This is a genomic window from Chroococcidiopsis sp. SAG 2025 (assembly GCF_032860985.1).
GTDB lineage: Bacteria > Cyanobacteriota > Cyanobacteriia > Cyanobacteriales > Chroococcidiopsidaceae > Chroococcidiopsis.
The window spans coordinates 1,227,163-1,243,674 of record NZ_JAOCNC010000001.1 but is presented as its reverse complement, the minus strand read 5'-3'; the positions used below and the strand labels follow the sequence as shown (position 1 = coordinate 1,243,674).

The following is a 16,512-nucleotide window of genomic DNA, read 5'->3' as shown; positions in this document are numbered from 1 at the left end:
GACTTCTGACTGTTGACTTCCGGCTTCGTATTAGCCTCCTTCAAAAGAAAGGAAGACGCAAAAGCAGATCTCCACACTAGAGAGTGATGAAGGCTGACGAGTCTCGCATTGAAATAGAACTATAACAACCAGTACTGGAATTGCGATCGCTATTTCAAGGGTCATTTGTGATTCCTAACCGCAAGCGATCGATAACCCATGAACAATGACAATTTTTGCATATGCCTTTATTAACTGTAGATGAACTCAAAAATTTAGTTGCAGACGCTAAAACTCCCTGTGTTTCCTTGTATATGCCAATGCAAAAAGGAAGTACAGAGGTCAGACAAAATCCAATTCGGTTTAAAAATCTCATTCGTCAAGCTGAGGAACGCTTGGATGCAATAGGAATCCGCCATACAGAAGCAGTAGACTTTCTCAAAGCTGCCCACGAACTAGATACACCTGAATTTTGGGAAGAAAATCAAGAGCGGGGACTAGTTATCTTTATTTCCTCAAATGTCTTCCGTTACTATCTACTGCCTGATGAAGTTCCAGAAATTGTAGTAGTCGATGGTCAATTTCACCTCAAACCGCTACTACCCCTGATTCAAAATAATGGGCGATTTTACGTGCTGGCGCTGAGTCAAGATAACGTTAGATTTTTCCAAGGGACGCGCTACAGCATCAAAGAAATTGAGGTGGAAAATCTACCCAAAGATTTACAAACAGCACTGCAATACGACGAAACTGCTGGAGAAGGACAACAGCGAAATGCTACAGGCAGAGGAACTAATCCAGCATCACAACCTGGCGAATTTCACGGTCAAGGAAGCCCCGATCGCGACGAAAACCAGAAGGATATCTTACAATTCTTCCATTTAATCGATCGCGCTTTACACCCAAAACTAAAAACTGCATCAGCCCCTCTTGTCCTAGCAGGTGTAGAATATCTATTTGCCATTTATCGCCAAGCTAATAGCTACCAACATTTGGTAGAAGAAGGCATCAATGTCAATGTCGATATTGTCAAGCCAGAAGAACTTCGCGATCGCGCTTGGTCATTGGTAGAACCGCAGTTTCTCCAGGCACAGCAGCAGGCAATGGAGCGATATCAAGAATTAGCAGGAGCTAGTACGGGCAAGGCTTCTGACGACTTAACAGAAATCGTTCCCGCCGCTTATTACCAACGAGTAGATTCTCTCTTTGTCGCTAGCGATCGCCAGCTTTGGGGTGATTTCAATACAGAGACAATGGCAGTAAATTTACACTCAGAACCAGAACCAGATGATGAAGATCTGCTCGATTTTGCTGCCGTCTACACTCTTTTGAATGGTGGTACGGTTTATGCTCTTGCACCAGAGGATTTACCTACCTCAGCCCCAGCAGCAGCTATTTTCCGCTTCTAAGCAAATAGAATTTACTGTGAAAGACGCAGATTGTAGGGGCGCACAGCTGTGCGCCCCTACTAGTGCTATTAACCCGCGCAGGCGGGTTTTGTCTGTGTAGCCGCGAATTCCATTCGCTCAGTACTAGCTCATCAAGACAAATACTTTCGCTTCGGATTCTGCTAAATCAACAGTTGCACCGTTATTAGTAGCTTCAACCTCATAATTATGAGTCAACTCGTACCACTTCCCCGTAGCGGGAAACTTGGTAACTTGATAGCCAGCTAAAAACTGGTTAGAAAAATTAGCTACAACTACAACTCGATCGCCTGCATCGTTCCAACGCACGTAAGCCAAAACTTTCGCATCTGGGTTTTCGTGAAAAAATTCGATATTGTTACTTTGGACAGCAGGATGTTCTTTGCGTAAGGCAATTAAGCGCTTGTAGTATAACAATAAATCTTGATTGCGATCGCTCTCTAATAAAGACCAGTCCAGTTTATTCGGTCGATTAGGGGTTTGACGAGAAGGCATCCCGAATTCTTCCCCCATCCAAATCATCGGTATGCCTACTGCTGTCATGAGTAAAACTGCCGCTAATTTGACCCGTGCAAAAGCAGCATCATCAAAGATACCGCGATCGCCTAACTCTACCATTAGATGGTTGCGATCGTGACTGGCAAGGTAATTCACCATATTGGTAGCATCTTCGTAGCCCTGGGGCTTTCCATCCAATACTTCTTTGAGTTTGTTGAGATCGAATTGTTCGCCGCTGATGTAAGGGATGATGAAATAACGAAAACTTTCGTGCCAACAGCCATCCATCGGTCCTTTTAAGCCGACGAGATCGGGCGATTCGGGAATGCGTTCGCCCACATTGTAAAAAGCCTTGGAACCAGCAACGTTTCTGGCTTCCTGAGTAATCCAGTGGAAAAAATCGTTGTTATTTAACTGGGCGACGGCATCAAAACGAATACCGTCGAGGTGAAACTCTTGAATCCAGTAGCTTACCACGTCACCAATAAATTTCCAAGCTGGACGAATACCTAAATCGTCGTCGGATTTTTCGTAATTAAACTCGGGTCCCCAATAATTACTAGAATCGTTGGGATTTTTAGCTGAGGGGTAATACCAATAGTTGCGATCGATGAGTAATAACGGACATTCTTCATCAGAATGGTTGTAAATGCCATCCATGAGAACGCGCATACCTCTAGCATGGCATTCATCAATTAACTGCTTGTATTCATAACTAGAACAATAGCTAGATTCGGTAGCAAAGAAATGACGAACTTTATAACCCCAGCTATAATCCCCAGGAAATTCATTCACAGGCATGAATTCAATTGCATTAATTCCCAATTCGCTGAGATAATCTAGCTTTTCAATGACATCTTGAAATTTACCATGATTTTGTTCGTCACCCTCTCCCCCAGAAAAATCAGCAATATGAAGTTCGTAAATAATTAATTCGCGATTGGTCGGCAAAGGTTGGTCATCGTGTTGCCAAACGTAATCATCGACAATTTTTTTCCCGTCTTTAATCCGTACGATACTATTTTGGTTGTCGCGATCGACATTTGTAGCGTAAGGATCGATCGCCTCTATCCATTCATCAGGCTTAAAATTGGGGCTTTTGGTTTGCAGGCGAAATTTATATTGATACACCTCATCTTCTAGTTCTACTTGGGTGCGAAAATATCCGTCCTCGCCCTTTATCATGGGAATCTCTTGCCAGTTAGAGAAAGATCCAATCAAATTTACTGCGTTGTTGTAGGGAGCAAAGAGCGAGAATTCTTGATAATTTTTCATTACCATACCCGATTAACTGTTGCGTATGACAAAATACGACAATTTTCTCCACAGCTATCGGGCGATCGCGTCATACTAGAGAATGACATCAAGCAATTTTACCGTTTTATAAAAGTTTTATAAAACTTTTTATAAAAGCGAATAGAATTTGCGATTACACAGACAAAACCCGAATGGTGCGCGGGTTTGAAAACTTAGTTTTCCGTAAGTCCGCGCAGGCGGACTTTGTTTGTCTAGCTGCGTAATTCTATTCGCCTTTAGGGATTTTAGACAGTTACCTGACTAGCTGCTATATTGCCATTATTCGCAACATTATTCAAATTTGAATTATCCGAGGTTAAATTTTCCAGAATTGGCTTACGAGTTTTTAGATCGAATTTGTAACCATGAGGCAAAATGTGCAGTCTTGAGCCACATATTGCCAGCGGTTCATCTTTTAAGATCTCGCTGACGTTAGTGTAAGTTGCTTCTGATTCATCAACTATAGTGACAGAACCTTCCCCAATCACTTCAAATTGACTATCGGTTACTACCATAGCGGTATTCTCGTCAATCCCAAATCCCAGAACGGCTGGTTGCTGTGCTAAGGCAGAAATTAAGCGTCCTAACCGTCCCCGTTGAGAAAAATGCTGATCTATCACCACTCCTGGTAAAAATGCCATTCCTGGTCCTAATTCCACCGTATCCATGCGGGGATGAGTTTCTCCGTCTCCTTCGACAATCATCACATCTGGCATCACCGCTGCACCCGCACTCGTACCTCCTACAACGACTCCTTCGCCAAAACGCTTATGAATGAGTGCATCTATGTCTGTATCTTTAAGAATATCGGTGATCCGGGCTTGGTCGCCGCCAGTAAAAAAGATTCCCGTGGCTTTTTCGATCGCTTCTATAGCAGTAGAGGATCTAGCATCTTCGCGGGTTTCGGTGTCAACTATACGAGCATCTTCCGCACCCAGACGCTCAAATACTCTGATATAGTTTTCTCCTACATCTCTCGGTAATTCCGTGGCTGCCGTCATAATAACAATTCGTGCTTTTGTTCCCCCAGCACGGCGCACGAATTCCCGTAAAACTTGGCATTCACCTTCTTTATCTTCTGCACCGCCAATAATAACTAGCGCCCCCCGATTGTTACTCATATTCGTATCCATACCATACTTTAAGTGAGTATTCTCAAGAAAACATAACAAATGTTTTAGTTAAAACCGTCTTCTGGTAGATTCCGATACAGAATTATAAAAATTAACATAGTATGCATATTCGATCGCGCTCGCTACGGACAAAAAAAGACCCCTCGTAAAGGGTCTACGTCCAGTAATGTACTTTAGTTCTTAGTTTTAATTGCGATCGCGCTGATAAACTAAATCGCTCAGAAAAGAGCGCGCTTGTGCCAGAGAAAGATGTCGAGGCTTACCATTAAATACAATTTGGTACTCTTTTTCATTCGCACCGTCACCGTAGCCGGAAATCAATTTGCGGTGAAAAGCTTCCTCCGCCAGATATCGGACTTCGTTTCTTAGATCGGTTACTGTACCTTTCATATGTCAACGATTCCAAACATTTATTTATTTTCTAGTTATATATAATTTTTGCTTGCCCTTACACCTTTCCAAGGTTGTATTTTTCGCTACCGTATTATTTGCTATAAATGGCAAGTGGGAATATATCAATCGGATGATATCGTGACTATTTGTCATTTGTCATTCGTTTTTACAAAGTTTGAACATCTATAGAAAGTGAGTAGCGAACAGAAGTCAGAAGTCAGAAGTCAGAAGTTATTCTCCCTGCTCGTGCGCTCCCTTTCTTCACTGACAACTGATAATTAAAAACAGGAGGATAAAAATGGTAATCGATACAAGTACTGATGTCGTGCGCGTTAATGCTAGAAAGACCGATATATTCGATTTGTTCAACTTCAAACATTACATTGGTTCCAATCCCGATTTAAATACGGCAGCATGTACTTTTGATTTTGCTTTGACGGGGTATCGAGAACCACTAGAAATTGCAGATTACATAGAAAAAATAAGCGATCGCTATCCTCACCTGCGCGAGGAAAAATATGAATCTCACGCTCATTTGTTTGCACGTACATTATCAGAAGTGAGCAAACTAGATATGGGTTTGCACTTCCACTGTTGGAACGTAAAACCGTTAGAACGAGGGGCAAGAATTAGCGTTCAGTCGCTCCATACTAGAACGACGCGATCGATTATTTACTTCGTCTGGGATTGGTTTGAAGCCATGACATTAGATGAAGAAATTGCTTTTGACGAACAGATGCGTAATCTACAAAACATCTTTCGTCGGTCTGTTTATGGTGGTCCTACAGTCTACTCGCTTTTACGCAAAGCTAACGAAAAAGGTATTCCTGCTTTCTATTTGTGGGATGAAGGACTGATGCAATACGGCTACGGTCGCAAGCAAGTGCGTGGTGTAGCAACCACATTTGACGGCGACAGCCATATAGACTCGGACTTTACCACCCGTAAAGATGACTGTAAAGCTTTTCTAGCCACCCTTGGCTTTCCAGTTCCAGGCGGAGAAATCGTCACTAGTCGCGAGGGAGCTTTAGATGCAGCGGAGGATATTGGCTATCCCGTCGCCATCAAGCCTGTTGTCGGTCATAAAGGGATTGGCGTAACCGCCGATGTCAGAGACTCTGAGGAGCTAAGAGCTGCTTTTAATCGCGCTGTCAAAGCAGTTCCAGAAGAACAGCCAATTCGGATCATTGTCGAAAAAAGCATTTCTGGTGCTGATTTCCGCTTGCTGTGCGTCAACGGTCGATTTGTCGCGGCAACAGAACGCCGTCCCGCTTCAGTAGTTGGGGATGGATATTCAACAATTTCAGAACTGATCGATCGCGAAAACCGTTCCGATGCACGTAGAGACACGCCAACTTCTGCCATGAGTAAAATCCAGCTCGATGAAGCAATGGATATGTATTTGGAGGAGCAAGGCTTATCTCTTGACAGCGTTATTAAAGAGGGACGAAAAGTGTATTTGCGTAAAGTTGCCAACCTTTCCTCTGGTGGTGTAAGTATTGATGCCACACCTACAGTTCATCCTGATAATACGATTCTGGCGCAAGATGTCGCCCAGCATTTTCGCCTCACTTGTTTGGGAATCGATGTCATTTCTGAAGATTTGGCAAAATCTTGGAAAGATAGCAGCTTTAGCATTCTCGAAATTAATGCTGCGCCAGGGATTTTTATGCACCTTAACCCCGCCGTAGGCGAGAGCGTGGACGTACCCGAAAAGATTTTAGAAACCTTTTTTGACGGAGGCACTGAAGCTAGGATACCGATAGTTACCTTTAACCGAATTAAGGTAGCGGAACTACAAACAACTATCGACCAAATTTTATCTCACCACCCTGATTGGGTCATTGGTGCTGTGTGTCGAAACGGCATTTATATCAACCGTGCAGAAAAGATTTTGCATCGAGATTACAATACAAACGTGCAAAATTTGTTGCGCAATCCCAAACTCGATTTACTAATAGTCGAGTATGAGGAAGATGTTTTAGCCGCTCAAGGGATGTTTTATTACGGCAGTAATATGGTTGTTTTAGATAATCCCACAGAAATTGAAATGATGTTGGCGCGAGATGTTTTTGAGGACTCTACTATAATCATCAAGCAGGGAGATAATGTTTCAATTCGCCGTCAGGGATTACTCGAACAATATACTTTGGGTGTAGATGAACCATTTAGCCGAGTGTATTTAAAGGAAATTCCGACAATTTTGTAGTCGATCGCTGATGCTAATTGACTTTTTGACTGCGAAGAAGATACCCCAAACCTCTTAAAAAGTCCGTGTAGAGACATTACATGTAACGTCTCTACACGGGAAACATTCACAAATCAATTTGGATTGCTATATGCTGGAAGCGATCGCCCGCTGATTCGGGAGCATAAATGAAATCTATTGTCATTACGGGAGTTTCTACAGGAATTGGATTTGGTGCAGCAAAAGAATTTGTGACTCATGGCTATCACGTATTTGGTAGCGTGCGACGAGAAGCCGATGCTACCAGGTTACAAGCTGACTTAGGGGATAATTTCACGCCGCTGATTTTTGATATTACAGATAGTAAAGCTGTACGATCTGCGGCTTGCCAAGTAGAAACAATTCTTGGCGATCGCAATTTGAGTGGATTAATTAATAATGCAGGAATGGCTACGAGTGGTACTTTAATGCATCAACCACTCGAAGAAATTCGGTTGCAGTTTGAAGTTAATGTTATCGCGCAAATTGCCGTAACTCAAGCCTTTTTACCTTTATTGGGAGCCAGAGCAAATAATAATGACAAACAACCGGGTAGAATTATTAATATCAGTTCTGTCGTGGGAAAATTAGCCGTTCCTTTTCTTGGTGCTTATGTTGGTAGTAAACACGCCTTTGAAGGAATTTCCCACAGCTTACGCCGAGAATTACAATTATATGGGATAGACGTAATTATTATTGCGCCTGGAGCAGTTAGTACGGCAATTTGGGATAAAGAATCAGCCCAAGATGTTAGCAAATATCTGACTACTGACTATGCGGAATCAGTCACGACTTTTCAAAAGCATTTTGTCCAACAAGGCAAAAAAGGTTATCCTCCAGAGGTTTTTGGTAAATTTATTCGGAAAGTTTTTGAAACTCCCAAACCGAAAACTAAATATGCGATCGTCCCTAATCTTTTACTAGATTGGATAATTCCTAATACTTTACCTGCTCGATGGCTAGATAGAATTATCGGCAGAAAATTAGGCTTTTTTCAGAAATAAAGTTCATTCAAGTATTAAGTCTTAGCGATTAGAAATCGCGACTACACATACGAAGTCTGCCTGCGCAGACTTACCAGCTACGCAAAATTTTAATTAGTCCGCTGTCGATTAATTTGTTGAATCTGTTGAGTAAAGTAATCTTGTTGATATTTCAACTGTTGTGCCAGTTCTAAACCTTGTTGAAATGCGGTTAAAGCTCGATCGTAATTACCGCGAGCGAGATTAATTTGCCCAATTTGGTCGTAAGTATTCATCATGCCATAAAAATTAGCAGCAAGGCGATCGCTTTCTAAAAGAATCTGACTAGTTTGCAAAGCAGCATCAATTTGTTGTTGAGAGCGATAAAGTCGAATCATTTGACGTAGTGCATCGCTAGCTTGGGCATATTGTTGCAATTTCCAGGCAGTAGTATAAGCTTGTTGATAAGTAGTAAAAGCTTGTTTCAACTGCCCGACTGCTTCATAGTTTGCACCAATATCTAACTGTAAAGCAGGTAATAGATCGTTTTGTTGTTGTTCCTGGTAGATTGCTCCTAACCTTTGTTGAACTGCCAGTGCTTGCTGGTATTGTCTGGCTTGTTCGTAGATATAATTCAACTGTTGTAAGTAATTAATCACCTCTAGGCGATCGCCCTGCTGGGTGGCATTTTGTAATAGTTGTTCGTATGCAGCTGCGGCTGGAGGGTAGTTAAACCAGCTCAGATGTAATTCGGCGATCGTTCTGAGAGTAGTTTCTACTGCAACGGCATCTTTCTGTTGACGATGAATAGCCAAAATCCTCTCATAAACCGCGATCGCGCTTTTTGGTTCGCGCACCTGTTGGAACGCTATCCCTAAACTATTCAATACTTCTAAGTTAGGTGAAATGAAGACTTGAGATTCCTGCCGATCTTCCTTTTTCTTTTTATCTGGTGGTAAAACTTGAATTTGCTGCCCAATTTCCTGCAATCTCCGCGTAATTGCATTCAATTCTAAGCGGCGGTTTTCTTGCCAAGCAATCTCTCCTACTCTCCCCAAAGCTGGAATTTCTTCTGTAATCCCCAAAAATCTTCGTAGCCTTAGCTCTCGACTCCAAATCGCAAATGCTTTTTCCGTATTCCCTGCGGCGAAGCTGGCAGTTGCTTGCTGGTTTAATTTATCCAATGCAGCTCTGAGTCTCAGCTTTTCTGGAGTCGATAGGGGACGGATAAGTTGAGGTAGTAGCGGATCTGGGGTCGTAATCGCTAGAGGATTATAGAATTCTTGCTCTTGTTGCTCTGGTTCTGGTTGACGATTCTGCGCCAAACTAGGGGCGCTACTGCACAACCAGAGAATGCAAAGAATAGGGAGTATGGAAAGAAAGAGAGCTGAGGTGGCTGAGGGAGCTGAGGGGGCTGGGGGAGTGAACAGAGCTGAGGAAGCTGAGGGAGCTGAGGGAGAAAAACCACGCACCACTCTCTTTTCTGGCTCCTGTTTTGACTTTTGACTTCTGACTTTTAGCTTTTGAGACATAGGAAGTTTTAAAATACTGGCAATAGTAAGTCGTTGGCTTTCGAGTAATTTCTACTAATGACCCATTCTACGGATATTGAGACACTAGCTCGCTGGATGGCAGCTGATTTTAGCAATCAAGCGCAAGCTTTTGAAAATCCTCCTTTTTTTGCCCATATTCGCGTTTGTATGCGTCCCCTTCCCCTGAATCTATTATCTGGGGTTAGCTTTTACGTAGAACAAGCCTATGATTACATGCTCGGCAACCCATATCGGGTACGAGTATTAAAGTTATTGCAGGCAGGCGATCGCATTGAAATTGAAAATTACACTATTAAGCAAGAAGAAGAATTTCACGGTGCATCCCGCGATCTCAAACGTCTGCAAGCATTATCAGCCGATCGCCTGGAAAAGCTACCAGGATGTAACATGATCGTCCAATGGGTAGACAATGGCTTCAAAGGTACAGTTGAACCAGGTAAGTGCTGTATGGTCGTGCGTAAAGGTAAAACTACTTATCTTGACAGCGAATTTGAAATTGATGGCGATAAATTTATCAGTCGCGATCGCGGACGCGACCCCGAAACTGACGAACACGTATGGGGTTCAGTGGCGGGACCATTTTACTTTGTTCGCTGGCACAGCTATGCTGATGAGGTAAAAATTGCCTAAATTCAAAATTGCGTCAAAAGTTGCGTAGGGATCGAGCCTTACGGTAAGGTAGGACGAGGTTGATGCGGCGGCTCTTGCTTGCCCGACTGAGATCTCGTCACTTTCTGGCACAATACCAAACTGCCAGTAGATCTAAACTTCTAAAAAGTGATATAATATATTGCCTGCAAAGATGACGGCGACATAGCCAAGTGGTAAGGCAGAGGTCTGCAAAACCTTTATCCCCCAGTTCGAATCTGGGTGTCGCCTTAAGAAGTCCAGCCTATAAAAGCGTTTTATAGGTTCAGTCTACTAGGACGCTCGTACTATTTTTAGGTAAGTTTGGGTTACCTAGAGCCAGCAAACCGCTACAGTGGGATGAAAAGCTAGGCGTGCGAGTGAGAAAGTAGGATTATGTTAATAGTTAATAGTTAATGGTTAATGGCAAAAACTTTCTCAATTAACAATTAGCAATTAGCTACTACCAACTACCAACTACCAATTATCAATGACTTCTCTCACAGATTTAGAAGCAATTCCATATATTGATACAGACGGTCAATTACCAGCACAGTACCAAGGTAAAGTAGGAGTCTATGCAATTTTTGACTCGGACAAAGTGCTGCATTATATCGGGTATTCTCGCGATGTTTATCTCAGTTTGCAACAGCATCTCGTCCGCCAACCGCAAAAGTGTTATTGGCTGAAAATACAAACTATCGACCGTCCCAGCCGGTCAGTCTTGGAAAATATTCGCCAGGAGTGGATTGAAAAAAATGGATCGGTTCCCCCTGGAAATGGTGCTGATGAAACTATATGGACTCAGCCAATTGATGCTAAATTATCGCTGACATCTGAAGAACAAAAAAGTTTAGCAGATGGTGATGAATTGGCTCAAATAAAAATTTTAAAAACTGCGGCAAGACGAGTTGAAGCAGAAATTTTATCCCAATTACAAACTCGCGGTTTGCAAATGCAATTACGGTTTAATCCTAAGCTCAAAGAACAGGGATTATTAGACTTGAAGTAATTGCTGGCGTAGCCGATCGCCGCGATCGCGCCTATATTGAAAAAAGTGCGATGGCGTATGCAGAACAGGCAGAATGGAAAGAACAACAGCAGTTAATCCCTTCCTTGAGGGTAACTTCGCGCCCGTGCGTGAAGAAATTACCTCCGATACACTCAAGGTAATTGGCGAACTCCCTACCGATTTATCGGGGATGTTCGTGCGCAATGGTCCCAATCCTCAGTGGACACCCATCGGGCAGTATCACTGGTTTGATGGAGATGGGATGTTGCATGGAGTCCAAATCCGTCAAGGCAAAGCTAGCTATCGCAACCGCTACGTCAGAACGCGAGGTTTTGAAATCGAGCAAAAAGCGGGTAAAGCGGTTTGGGGTGGCTTATTGGAACCACCTCAGCCAGATAGCGACGGCTACAAGAACGCTGCGAATACTGCCTTGGTATGGCACGCAGGGCAACTTCTAGCCACTTGGGAAGGAGGTGCGCCCCACGCGATCGAGGTTCCCCAGTTAGAGACGAAGGGCGAGTATACCTATAACGGTAAGTTAGCTTCTGCTTTTACTGCCCATCCTAAAGTCGATCCGGTGACGGGCGAGATGATGTTTTTTGGATACTCGTTTGCTCCGCCGTTTGTCAAATACAGTATTGTTTCTCCACAAGGCGAGTTATTGCGAACGATACCGATAGAATTGCCGATGGGGGTGATGATGCACGACTTTGCCATCACTGCCAATTACACGATATTTATGGATCTGCCGATGACTTTTAACCCCGCACGGATGCAGCGTGGCGAACCTGGGTTAATGTTTGAACGCGATCGCCCCAGCCGTTTTGGTATTCTCCCCCGTCACGGCGACAGCAGCAATATTCGTTGGTTTGAATCTCCTTCCTGCTATGTCTTCCATACCCTCAATGCTTACGAGGAGGGAGACGAAGTTGTACTAATTGCCTGTCGCATGAGTTCCACCAACATTGTGACTCCGCAAGTCAAACCAACCGATCCAGATAGCGATATTCCCCGTTTGCATAGTTGGCGATTCAATCTCAGCACCGGAACCGTGCGAGAGGAAATGCTAGATGACGTATCAGGAGAGTTTCCCCGCGTTAACGACAATTTGTTAGGGCGCAAAACTCGTTACGGTTATGCAGGAAAAATAGCTCCTACACCTGTACCTTTGTTTGATGGTTTAATTAAATACGACCTTCAAGCAGGTTATTCTCAAACCTACGAATACGGTAAGGGACGTTCCGGTGGTGAGGCTGTGTTTGTTCCTCGTCCTGATGCAACTGTAGAAGACGATGGGTGGTTAGTTACCTTTGTCTACGATACTGATGCAGATACTTCTGAATTATTGGTGCTAAATGCCCAAGATTTGAGTAGCGATCCTGTGGCGCGAGTGGTAATTCCTCAGCGCGTACCTTATGGTTTTCACGGAACTTGGGTATCTCAACAACAGTTGAATGCTTCCGTATAGTCGAGCAAATTCAAATAGATCTCGGTTAGGAATGACAAGATCTTGCCGATCTCCCAGCCCCCTTAAAAAGGGGGTTTTGTCCTCTCTTGTATAAAATCATCCTGCCTTCAAAAAGGAGTTGGGGGGAGATCGACTGCCTAACTCTCGATAGATTTGATTTTTCCTCTGCCTGTAGTCAGGTTTTCTACTTCTATCTTCAGTAGGTTTAAGCAAGTTAAATATCTTTGTTACTGTGCAAAAGGTTAGTCATAATCTGCTAACGGCAAAGATAAGTTTAGCCGAAGAAGTTTAGAAGGAGTTAATATGGCATTTACTCAAAGCAACGACCAGAATCTCAGTCAATTTGTTGCTTCAATTCAAAAAATAAATGTAGACGATCAATTAGCTTTGTTCTACTTCATTTACAAGAAAATGGGTGATTCTATCACTCCAGCCGCGCCAGGAGCTAGCACTGCATCGGCTGATGTAGCGGAAGGTTTATTTAACCAAATTAAAGAAAAGTCTCACGAAGAACAACTACAATTTCAACGGGACTTAATTAATAAGGCTGATAACGAGTACACGCGGATGTATGGCTCGATGAGCGATACTACTAAACTACTATTTTGGTATCGTCTGGCTCAAGGAATGGATAGCAACGTTATCAGTCCTATGCCTCCAAACTACGAACTTTCTAGTGAATCAAAAGAGATATTAAACCAGCTCGAAGGAATAGATTTCGAGCAACAAATTACTCTATTCCGTGACTATGTATCGCCGATGGGCGCTGAACCCAAACAAGGCGCGGAAGTATAGAGATGCAAGGGCGCGAAATTTCGCGCCTCGAAAGATTCTGGAACGAAATTACAAACTAAAATTAACAGTAAAGAGGCAAATATGGCATCTACAAACGTTAACGATCTCAAGCCACTAGCAAAACAATTTACGAGCTTAGATATCGACGACCAGCTAGGAGTAATGGCTTTAATCTACAAAGAAATTTCTGGTTCGATTCCAGCAGATAGCTTACCAACAAGCTCTAGTGATGTTCAAAGCATCGTCGGAAGCGTACAAAAAATGTCTTCTGAGGAGCAAATAAATGCTCTACGCGATTTGTTGCCAGCTAACAAAACAGACCAAAACGAAACTACACTAGATCCTAATCCTGCTAAGGCACTGCCGGAATTGCTCCAAGGTAAATCAGAAGTTCCTACTGGGGAATATGGCAAATTGAATCCTGAATCTAAGTTAGCAGTTTGGTATCTTTTGGCGCAAAAATTAGGTAATGGAATCGTCGCCATTCCCAGCGACTACAGCCCCTCGGCGGAAGCAATGCAAGTCTTCAATTCCCTCAAATCTATGGGACAAGAGCAAATGGCTAATTTCGTAGTCAAAGGTATGGAAGAGTTGAGTTCCAACATCACAGAACCGCCCAAGAATGCCGAATAAGCGATCGCTCAAATCAGATACAGCTAGATAATCTTCATTGCTACCAGGCTAAGTCTGATAGCATTTTTTTATACTCGACAGCATCACGTTAATACATGACAAACGACCAATGACCAATGACCCAACTTTTCCCGCTATTATGGTGGATTGGTGGTGGCTGTTTAACAACCATTATCGGTGTCTTTGTAATTCTATATTTTCGAGGCACATTTCGCGATCGCATTGAATACAAAGTCAAAAATGTTCCCGCACCTCAAGATGCACGCTTTTCCCTCGCCCTAGCTAGCTTATCTAACTCTGTCGTTACCAGCGGGCGCTCGACAGATTTTTGGCTGGAAGCAGAAGAAATCAATGCTGCACGACTAGAAGCTGTCCGTAGTGCCAAACATACGATTCACTTCGAGACATTTTTCATGACTCCCGGGCGCAGGGCGAACGATTTCGCCGCCGCGATCGCCGAAAAAGCCCAAGCAGGTGTTAAAGTACAAGTCATTGTCGATAAGTATGGGGTCAAAACTTTACCGCAGCGTTACTGGAGACGACTGAAAGCTGCTGGAGTCGAAGTCAGGTTCTTCAATGATTTTAACTGGCGATCGCCCATTGATTATTTTGCCCGCAGTCACCGCAAGCTATTAATTATTGATGGCGAATTTGCCTTAATTGGTGGTGCAGGTGTCTCCGATTATTGGGATGGCAGAGATAATATTCGCGGAACTCATCCTTGGTACGACTTTGAAACGCGGCTAGAAGGCGAAGTTGTCGCGGTGTTAGAAGGTATGTTCATGCAACACTGGACTTACGTGCATGGTACTGCTGACTTATCGACTACAGTTTCCCAGCTTGGAACGTCGAGCAACCCGACAATTCTCGTTACCGCAGGCGACGATCCTTCCTATCGTTCTGCATCAGTTAAAGCTTTATTTCAAGTTAGCATTCATGCTGCCAGACAGCAGCTTTGGATTGCCAGCCCCTATTTTCTTGCCGATAAAAATATCCGCATTGCGCTAGTTGATGCTAAAAAACGGGGGGTCAATGTCAAAATATTCACGAACGGAATTCGCTCGGACAAGAGATTTGTCTATTTTGCTTCCTGCGAACAATATCGCGATCTCCTCGCTGCTGGCGTAGAAATTTATGAATATCAACCCAGTATGATGCACGCCAAAGCATTATTGTTAGACGAGCGCTGGCTCAGTACTGGTAGTGCTAATTTCGATCCGCGTAGTTTTTTTCATAATGATGAGTTAGATATTTCTACTTCTGATATTCGATTAGTCAAGCACGTTGAAAAAATATTTTTACAAGGATTTGCTAAATCTAAACAAGTCAGTTTCAGTGAATGGAAAAAACGCCCTTTATGGCAAAGGGCGCTAGCTAAAATTGTTCTCTTTTTTGAATCGCAATTGTAGAAGGACAAAATTTTGTGTCTCTACTAGATATTCCGTGCTACTCCAACGTCGTTAACTTTTGCAGGTAGAATGATGCCGTAATATAAAGCAGCAACTGCTGTTAAACCATTCAGTAAAACGTTGCCCCCAAAAATTGGCATTAGTCCAAATACTGTGTTGGTTGCAGGAATGACTCCTAAAAGAGCAATTAAGATGTAGGAAACGGCAAAAAAGCGGTTAAATACACGCGCACTACTAGCACTGGTATAGGAAGCAATACCAAAAATTCCCACAGCACAATGGACTAAATTGTGTAAGAAATTGGTAGGAAATGCCCCAAATAAATAACCAAATCCGGCAGAATACGCTCCAGGGGCAACATCTGCTGGAATGTAGGAGACATCCGTTCCAGGCACGTTAACGAAAGCTGGAATAAATCCAGCTATACCGAGAATCAAAAAAGTAATTCCAAGAACTAGAGCGCAATAACGCTCTGCCATGTTCGTTCTCTCCATCTTCATGGCATCCATACTCGCTATTTCTCCCATTTCTAAGTACAAATTCTTGTTATTGAAAAAGTCAACCCCTATATTCTCTAATTCAACTTATATAACTGCGATCGCACTCTATCCAAAGACAGGGATGGGAGAATTTGAAATTTGGAGTTAAAAAGCTTTTTAAAATCGTAATATAGGTCTGCACAAAGGAAGACGATTTTATGGTGACTACAGAGGTAGCTGTTTTGTCATTACTCAAACGTACAGTTTTAAATTCCCGCACCAAAACCCATAATTCGTTCTACAGTCAAATCTAAATTAGGGAAGAATTGGGAGATGATGCGATCGCTGCCTGTAAAACTCGTAAAGCGGTACTCAGTTTCAACCAGAATAGAGAGACTAATAACCCAGTGCGAAGATTTTCATGCTTTCCAGAAGGTTGTGCCATCGGTACTAGTATCCCATTAATCAGCTCGTACTCCCCGTCTTCTGGCAAATCCAGCCTTATAAACTCTTCAACTGTGTAGATTTGCAATTGGGGATCTGTAAGCATAGGACAACCCTCCGCAGGAGATACTTTATTTTGGCATTGGTCACTGGTCACCGATCGCTCCCCTGCTCGTG

The 16,512-nt window shown here is 43.1% G+C and carries 15 protein-coding genes and 1 tRNA gene; 10 read left to right on the top strand and 6 right to left on the bottom strand.

Features of this window, described 5'->3' with window-relative positions; all coding sequences use genetic code 11:
• The first annotated feature begins 221 nt into the window (after positions 1-221).
• Complete coding sequence (locus N4J56_RS05940; protein WP_317105618.1) at positions 222-1,388, top strand: hypothetical protein; 1,167 nt, start codon at positions 222-224, stop codon at positions 1,386-1,388.
• Between the two features lie 123 nt (positions 1,389-1,511).
• Here N4J56_RS05940 and N4J56_RS05935 read toward each other — a convergent pair whose 3' ends face one another.
• From N4J56_RS05935 to N4J56_RS05925, 3 genes are all read right to left on the bottom strand, one after another.
• Complete coding sequence (locus N4J56_RS05935; protein ID WP_317110581.1) at positions 1,512-3,179, bottom strand: alpha-amylase family glycosyl hydrolase; 1,668 nt, start codon at positions 3,177-3,179, stop codon at positions 1,512-1,514.
• Between the two features lie 266 nt (positions 3,180-3,445).
• Complete coding sequence (locus N4J56_RS05930; protein ID WP_317105617.1) at positions 3,446-4,321, bottom strand: cyanophycinase; 876 nt, start codon at positions 4,319-4,321, stop codon at positions 3,446-3,448.
• Between the two features lie 198 nt (positions 4,322-4,519).
• A complete protein-coding gene (locus tag N4J56_RS05925) occupies positions 4,520-4,723 on the bottom strand; it encodes a hypothetical protein (protein WP_317105616.1) in 204 nt (67 codons plus the stop codon).
• Positions 4,724-5,024: 301 nt separating this feature from the next.
• Between N4J56_RS05925 and N4J56_RS05920 the strand changes: the two genes are divergently transcribed.
• Positions 5,025-6,935: an acetate--CoA ligase family protein gene (locus N4J56_RS05920; RefSeq protein ID WP_317105615.1), complete on the top strand. Its 1,911-nt coding sequence runs from the start codon at positions 5,025-5,027 to the stop codon at positions 6,933-6,935.
• Between the two features lie 167 nt (positions 6,936-7,102).
• Complete coding sequence (locus N4J56_RS05915; protein WP_317105614.1) at positions 7,103-7,957, top strand: SDR family oxidoreductase; 855 nt, start codon at positions 7,103-7,105, stop codon at positions 7,955-7,957.
• Positions 7,958-8,046: 89 nt separating this feature from the next.
• Here the strand turns inward: N4J56_RS05915 and N4J56_RS05910 are convergent, their stop codons facing one another.
• Positions 8,047-9,447 carry a hypothetical protein gene (locus tag N4J56_RS05910; RefSeq protein WP_317105613.1) on the bottom strand — a complete coding sequence of 467 codons (1,401 nt, stop codon included), beginning with the start codon at positions 9,445-9,447 and terminating at the stop codon, positions 8,047-8,049.
• Between the two features lie 57 nt (positions 9,448-9,504).
• Between N4J56_RS05910 and N4J56_RS05905 the strand changes: the two genes are divergently transcribed.
• From N4J56_RS05905 to N4J56_RS05875, 7 genes are all read left to right on the top strand, one after another.
• Positions 9,505-10,098, top strand: a complete 594-nt coding sequence (locus tag N4J56_RS05905) for a chromophore lyase CpcT/CpeT (protein WP_317105612.1) — start codon at positions 9,505-9,507, stop codon at positions 10,096-10,098.
• A 177-nt stretch (positions 10,099-10,275) separates the two neighbouring features.
• A tRNA-Cys gene (locus N4J56_RS05900) sits at positions 10,276-10,347 on the top strand.
• 238 nt (positions 10,348-10,585) lie between these two features.
• Positions 10,586-11,107, top strand: coding sequence for a GIY-YIG nuclease family protein (locus N4J56_RS05895; protein ID WP_317105611.1), 522 nt, complete (start codon positions 10,586-10,588; stop codon positions 11,105-11,107).
• A gap of 73 nt (positions 11,108-11,180) precedes the next feature.
• A complete protein-coding gene (locus N4J56_RS05890; RefSeq protein WP_317105610.1) occupies positions 11,181-12,575 on the top strand; it encodes a carotenoid oxygenase family protein in 1,395 nt (464 codons plus the stop codon).
• Between the two features lie 303 nt (positions 12,576-12,878).
• On the top strand, positions 12,879-13,370 hold the full coding sequence (locus tag N4J56_RS05885) for an orange carotenoid protein N-terminal domain-containing protein (protein WP_317105609.1): 492 nt from the start codon (positions 12,879-12,881) through the stop codon (positions 13,368-13,370).
• An 81-nt stretch (positions 13,371-13,451) separates the two neighbouring features.
• A complete protein-coding gene (locus tag N4J56_RS05880; RefSeq protein ID WP_317105608.1) occupies positions 13,452-14,003 on the top strand; it encodes an orange carotenoid protein N-terminal domain-containing protein in 552 nt (183 codons plus the stop codon).
• Positions 14,004-14,119: 116 nt separating this feature from the next.
• Complete coding sequence (locus tag N4J56_RS05875; protein WP_317105607.1) at positions 14,120-15,412, top strand: phosphatidylserine/phosphatidylglycerophosphate/cardiolipin synthase family protein; 1,293 nt, start codon at positions 14,120-14,122, stop codon at positions 15,410-15,412.
• Positions 15,413-15,435: 23 nt separating this feature from the next.
• Here the strand turns inward: N4J56_RS05875 and N4J56_RS05870 are convergent, their stop codons facing one another.
• Both N4J56_RS05870 and N4J56_RS05865 read right to left on the bottom strand, forming a co-directional pair.
• The gene (locus N4J56_RS05870; RefSeq protein ID WP_410500431.1) at positions 15,436-15,906 is read right to left on the bottom strand and encodes a DUF4383 domain-containing protein; all 471 of its coding nucleotides are present in this window, start codon (positions 15,904-15,906) and stop codon (positions 15,436-15,438) included.
• A gap of 295 nt (positions 15,907-16,201) precedes the next feature.
• Positions 16,202-16,441 (bottom strand): Uma2 family endonuclease, encoded by a 240-nt coding sequence (locus tag N4J56_RS05865; protein WP_317105605.1) that lies wholly within the window; start codon positions 16,439-16,441, stop codon positions 16,202-16,204.
• Positions 16,442-16,512: the final 71 nt, after the last annotated feature.

What these genes read in the sequence shown, in the direction of transcription:
- N4J56_RS05940 (WP_317105618.1), top strand. Translation starts at nt 222, where the DNA reads ATGCCTTTATTAACTGTAGATGAACTCAAAAATTTAGTTGCAGACGCT.
- N4J56_RS05935 (WP_317110581.1), bottom strand. Translation starts at nt 3,179, where the DNA reads ATGAAAAATTATCAAGAATTCTCGCTCTTTGCTCCCTACAACAACGCA.
- N4J56_RS05930 (WP_317105617.1), bottom strand. Translation starts at nt 4,321, where the DNA reads ATGAGTAACAATCGGGGGGCGCTAGTTATTATTGGCGGTGCAGAAGAT.
- N4J56_RS05925 (WP_317105616.1), bottom strand. Translation starts at nt 4,723, where the DNA reads ATGAAAGGTACAGTAACCGATCTAAGAAACGAAGTCCGATATCTGGCG.
- N4J56_RS05920 (WP_317105615.1), top strand. Translation starts at nt 5,025, where the DNA reads ATGGTAATCGATACAAGTACTGATGTCGTGCGCGTTAATGCTAGAAAG.
- N4J56_RS05915 (WP_317105614.1), top strand. Translation starts at nt 7,103, where the DNA reads ATGAAATCTATTGTCATTACGGGAGTTTCTACAGGAATTGGATTTGGT.
- N4J56_RS05910 (WP_317105613.1), bottom strand. Translation starts at nt 9,447, where the DNA reads ATGTCTCAAAAGCTAAAAGTCAGAAGTCAAAAGTCAAAACAGGAGCCA.
- N4J56_RS05905 (WP_317105612.1), top strand. Translation starts at nt 9,505, where the DNA reads ATGACCCATTCTACGGATATTGAGACACTAGCTCGCTGGATGGCAGCT.
- N4J56_RS05895 (WP_317105611.1), top strand. Translation starts at nt 10,586, where the DNA reads ATGACTTCTCTCACAGATTTAGAAGCAATTCCATATATTGATACAGAC.
- N4J56_RS05890 (WP_317105610.1), top strand. Translation starts at nt 11,181, where the DNA reads ATGGAAAGAACAACAGCAGTTAATCCCTTCCTTGAGGGTAACTTCGCG.
- N4J56_RS05885 (WP_317105609.1), top strand. Translation starts at nt 12,879, where the DNA reads ATGGCATTTACTCAAAGCAACGACCAGAATCTCAGTCAATTTGTTGCT.
- N4J56_RS05880 (WP_317105608.1), top strand. Translation starts at nt 13,452, where the DNA reads ATGGCATCTACAAACGTTAACGATCTCAAGCCACTAGCAAAACAATTT.
- N4J56_RS05875 (WP_317105607.1), top strand. Translation starts at nt 14,120, where the DNA reads ATGACCCAACTTTTCCCGCTATTATGGTGGATTGGTGGTGGCTGTTTA.
- N4J56_RS05870 (WP_410500431.1), bottom strand. Translation starts at nt 15,906, where the DNA reads ATGGAGAGAACGAACATGGCAGAGCGTTATTGCGCTCTAGTTCTTGGA.
- N4J56_RS05865 (WP_317105605.1), bottom strand. Translation starts at nt 16,441, where the DNA reads ATGCTTACAGATCCCCAATTGCAAATCTACACAGTTGAAGAGTTTATA.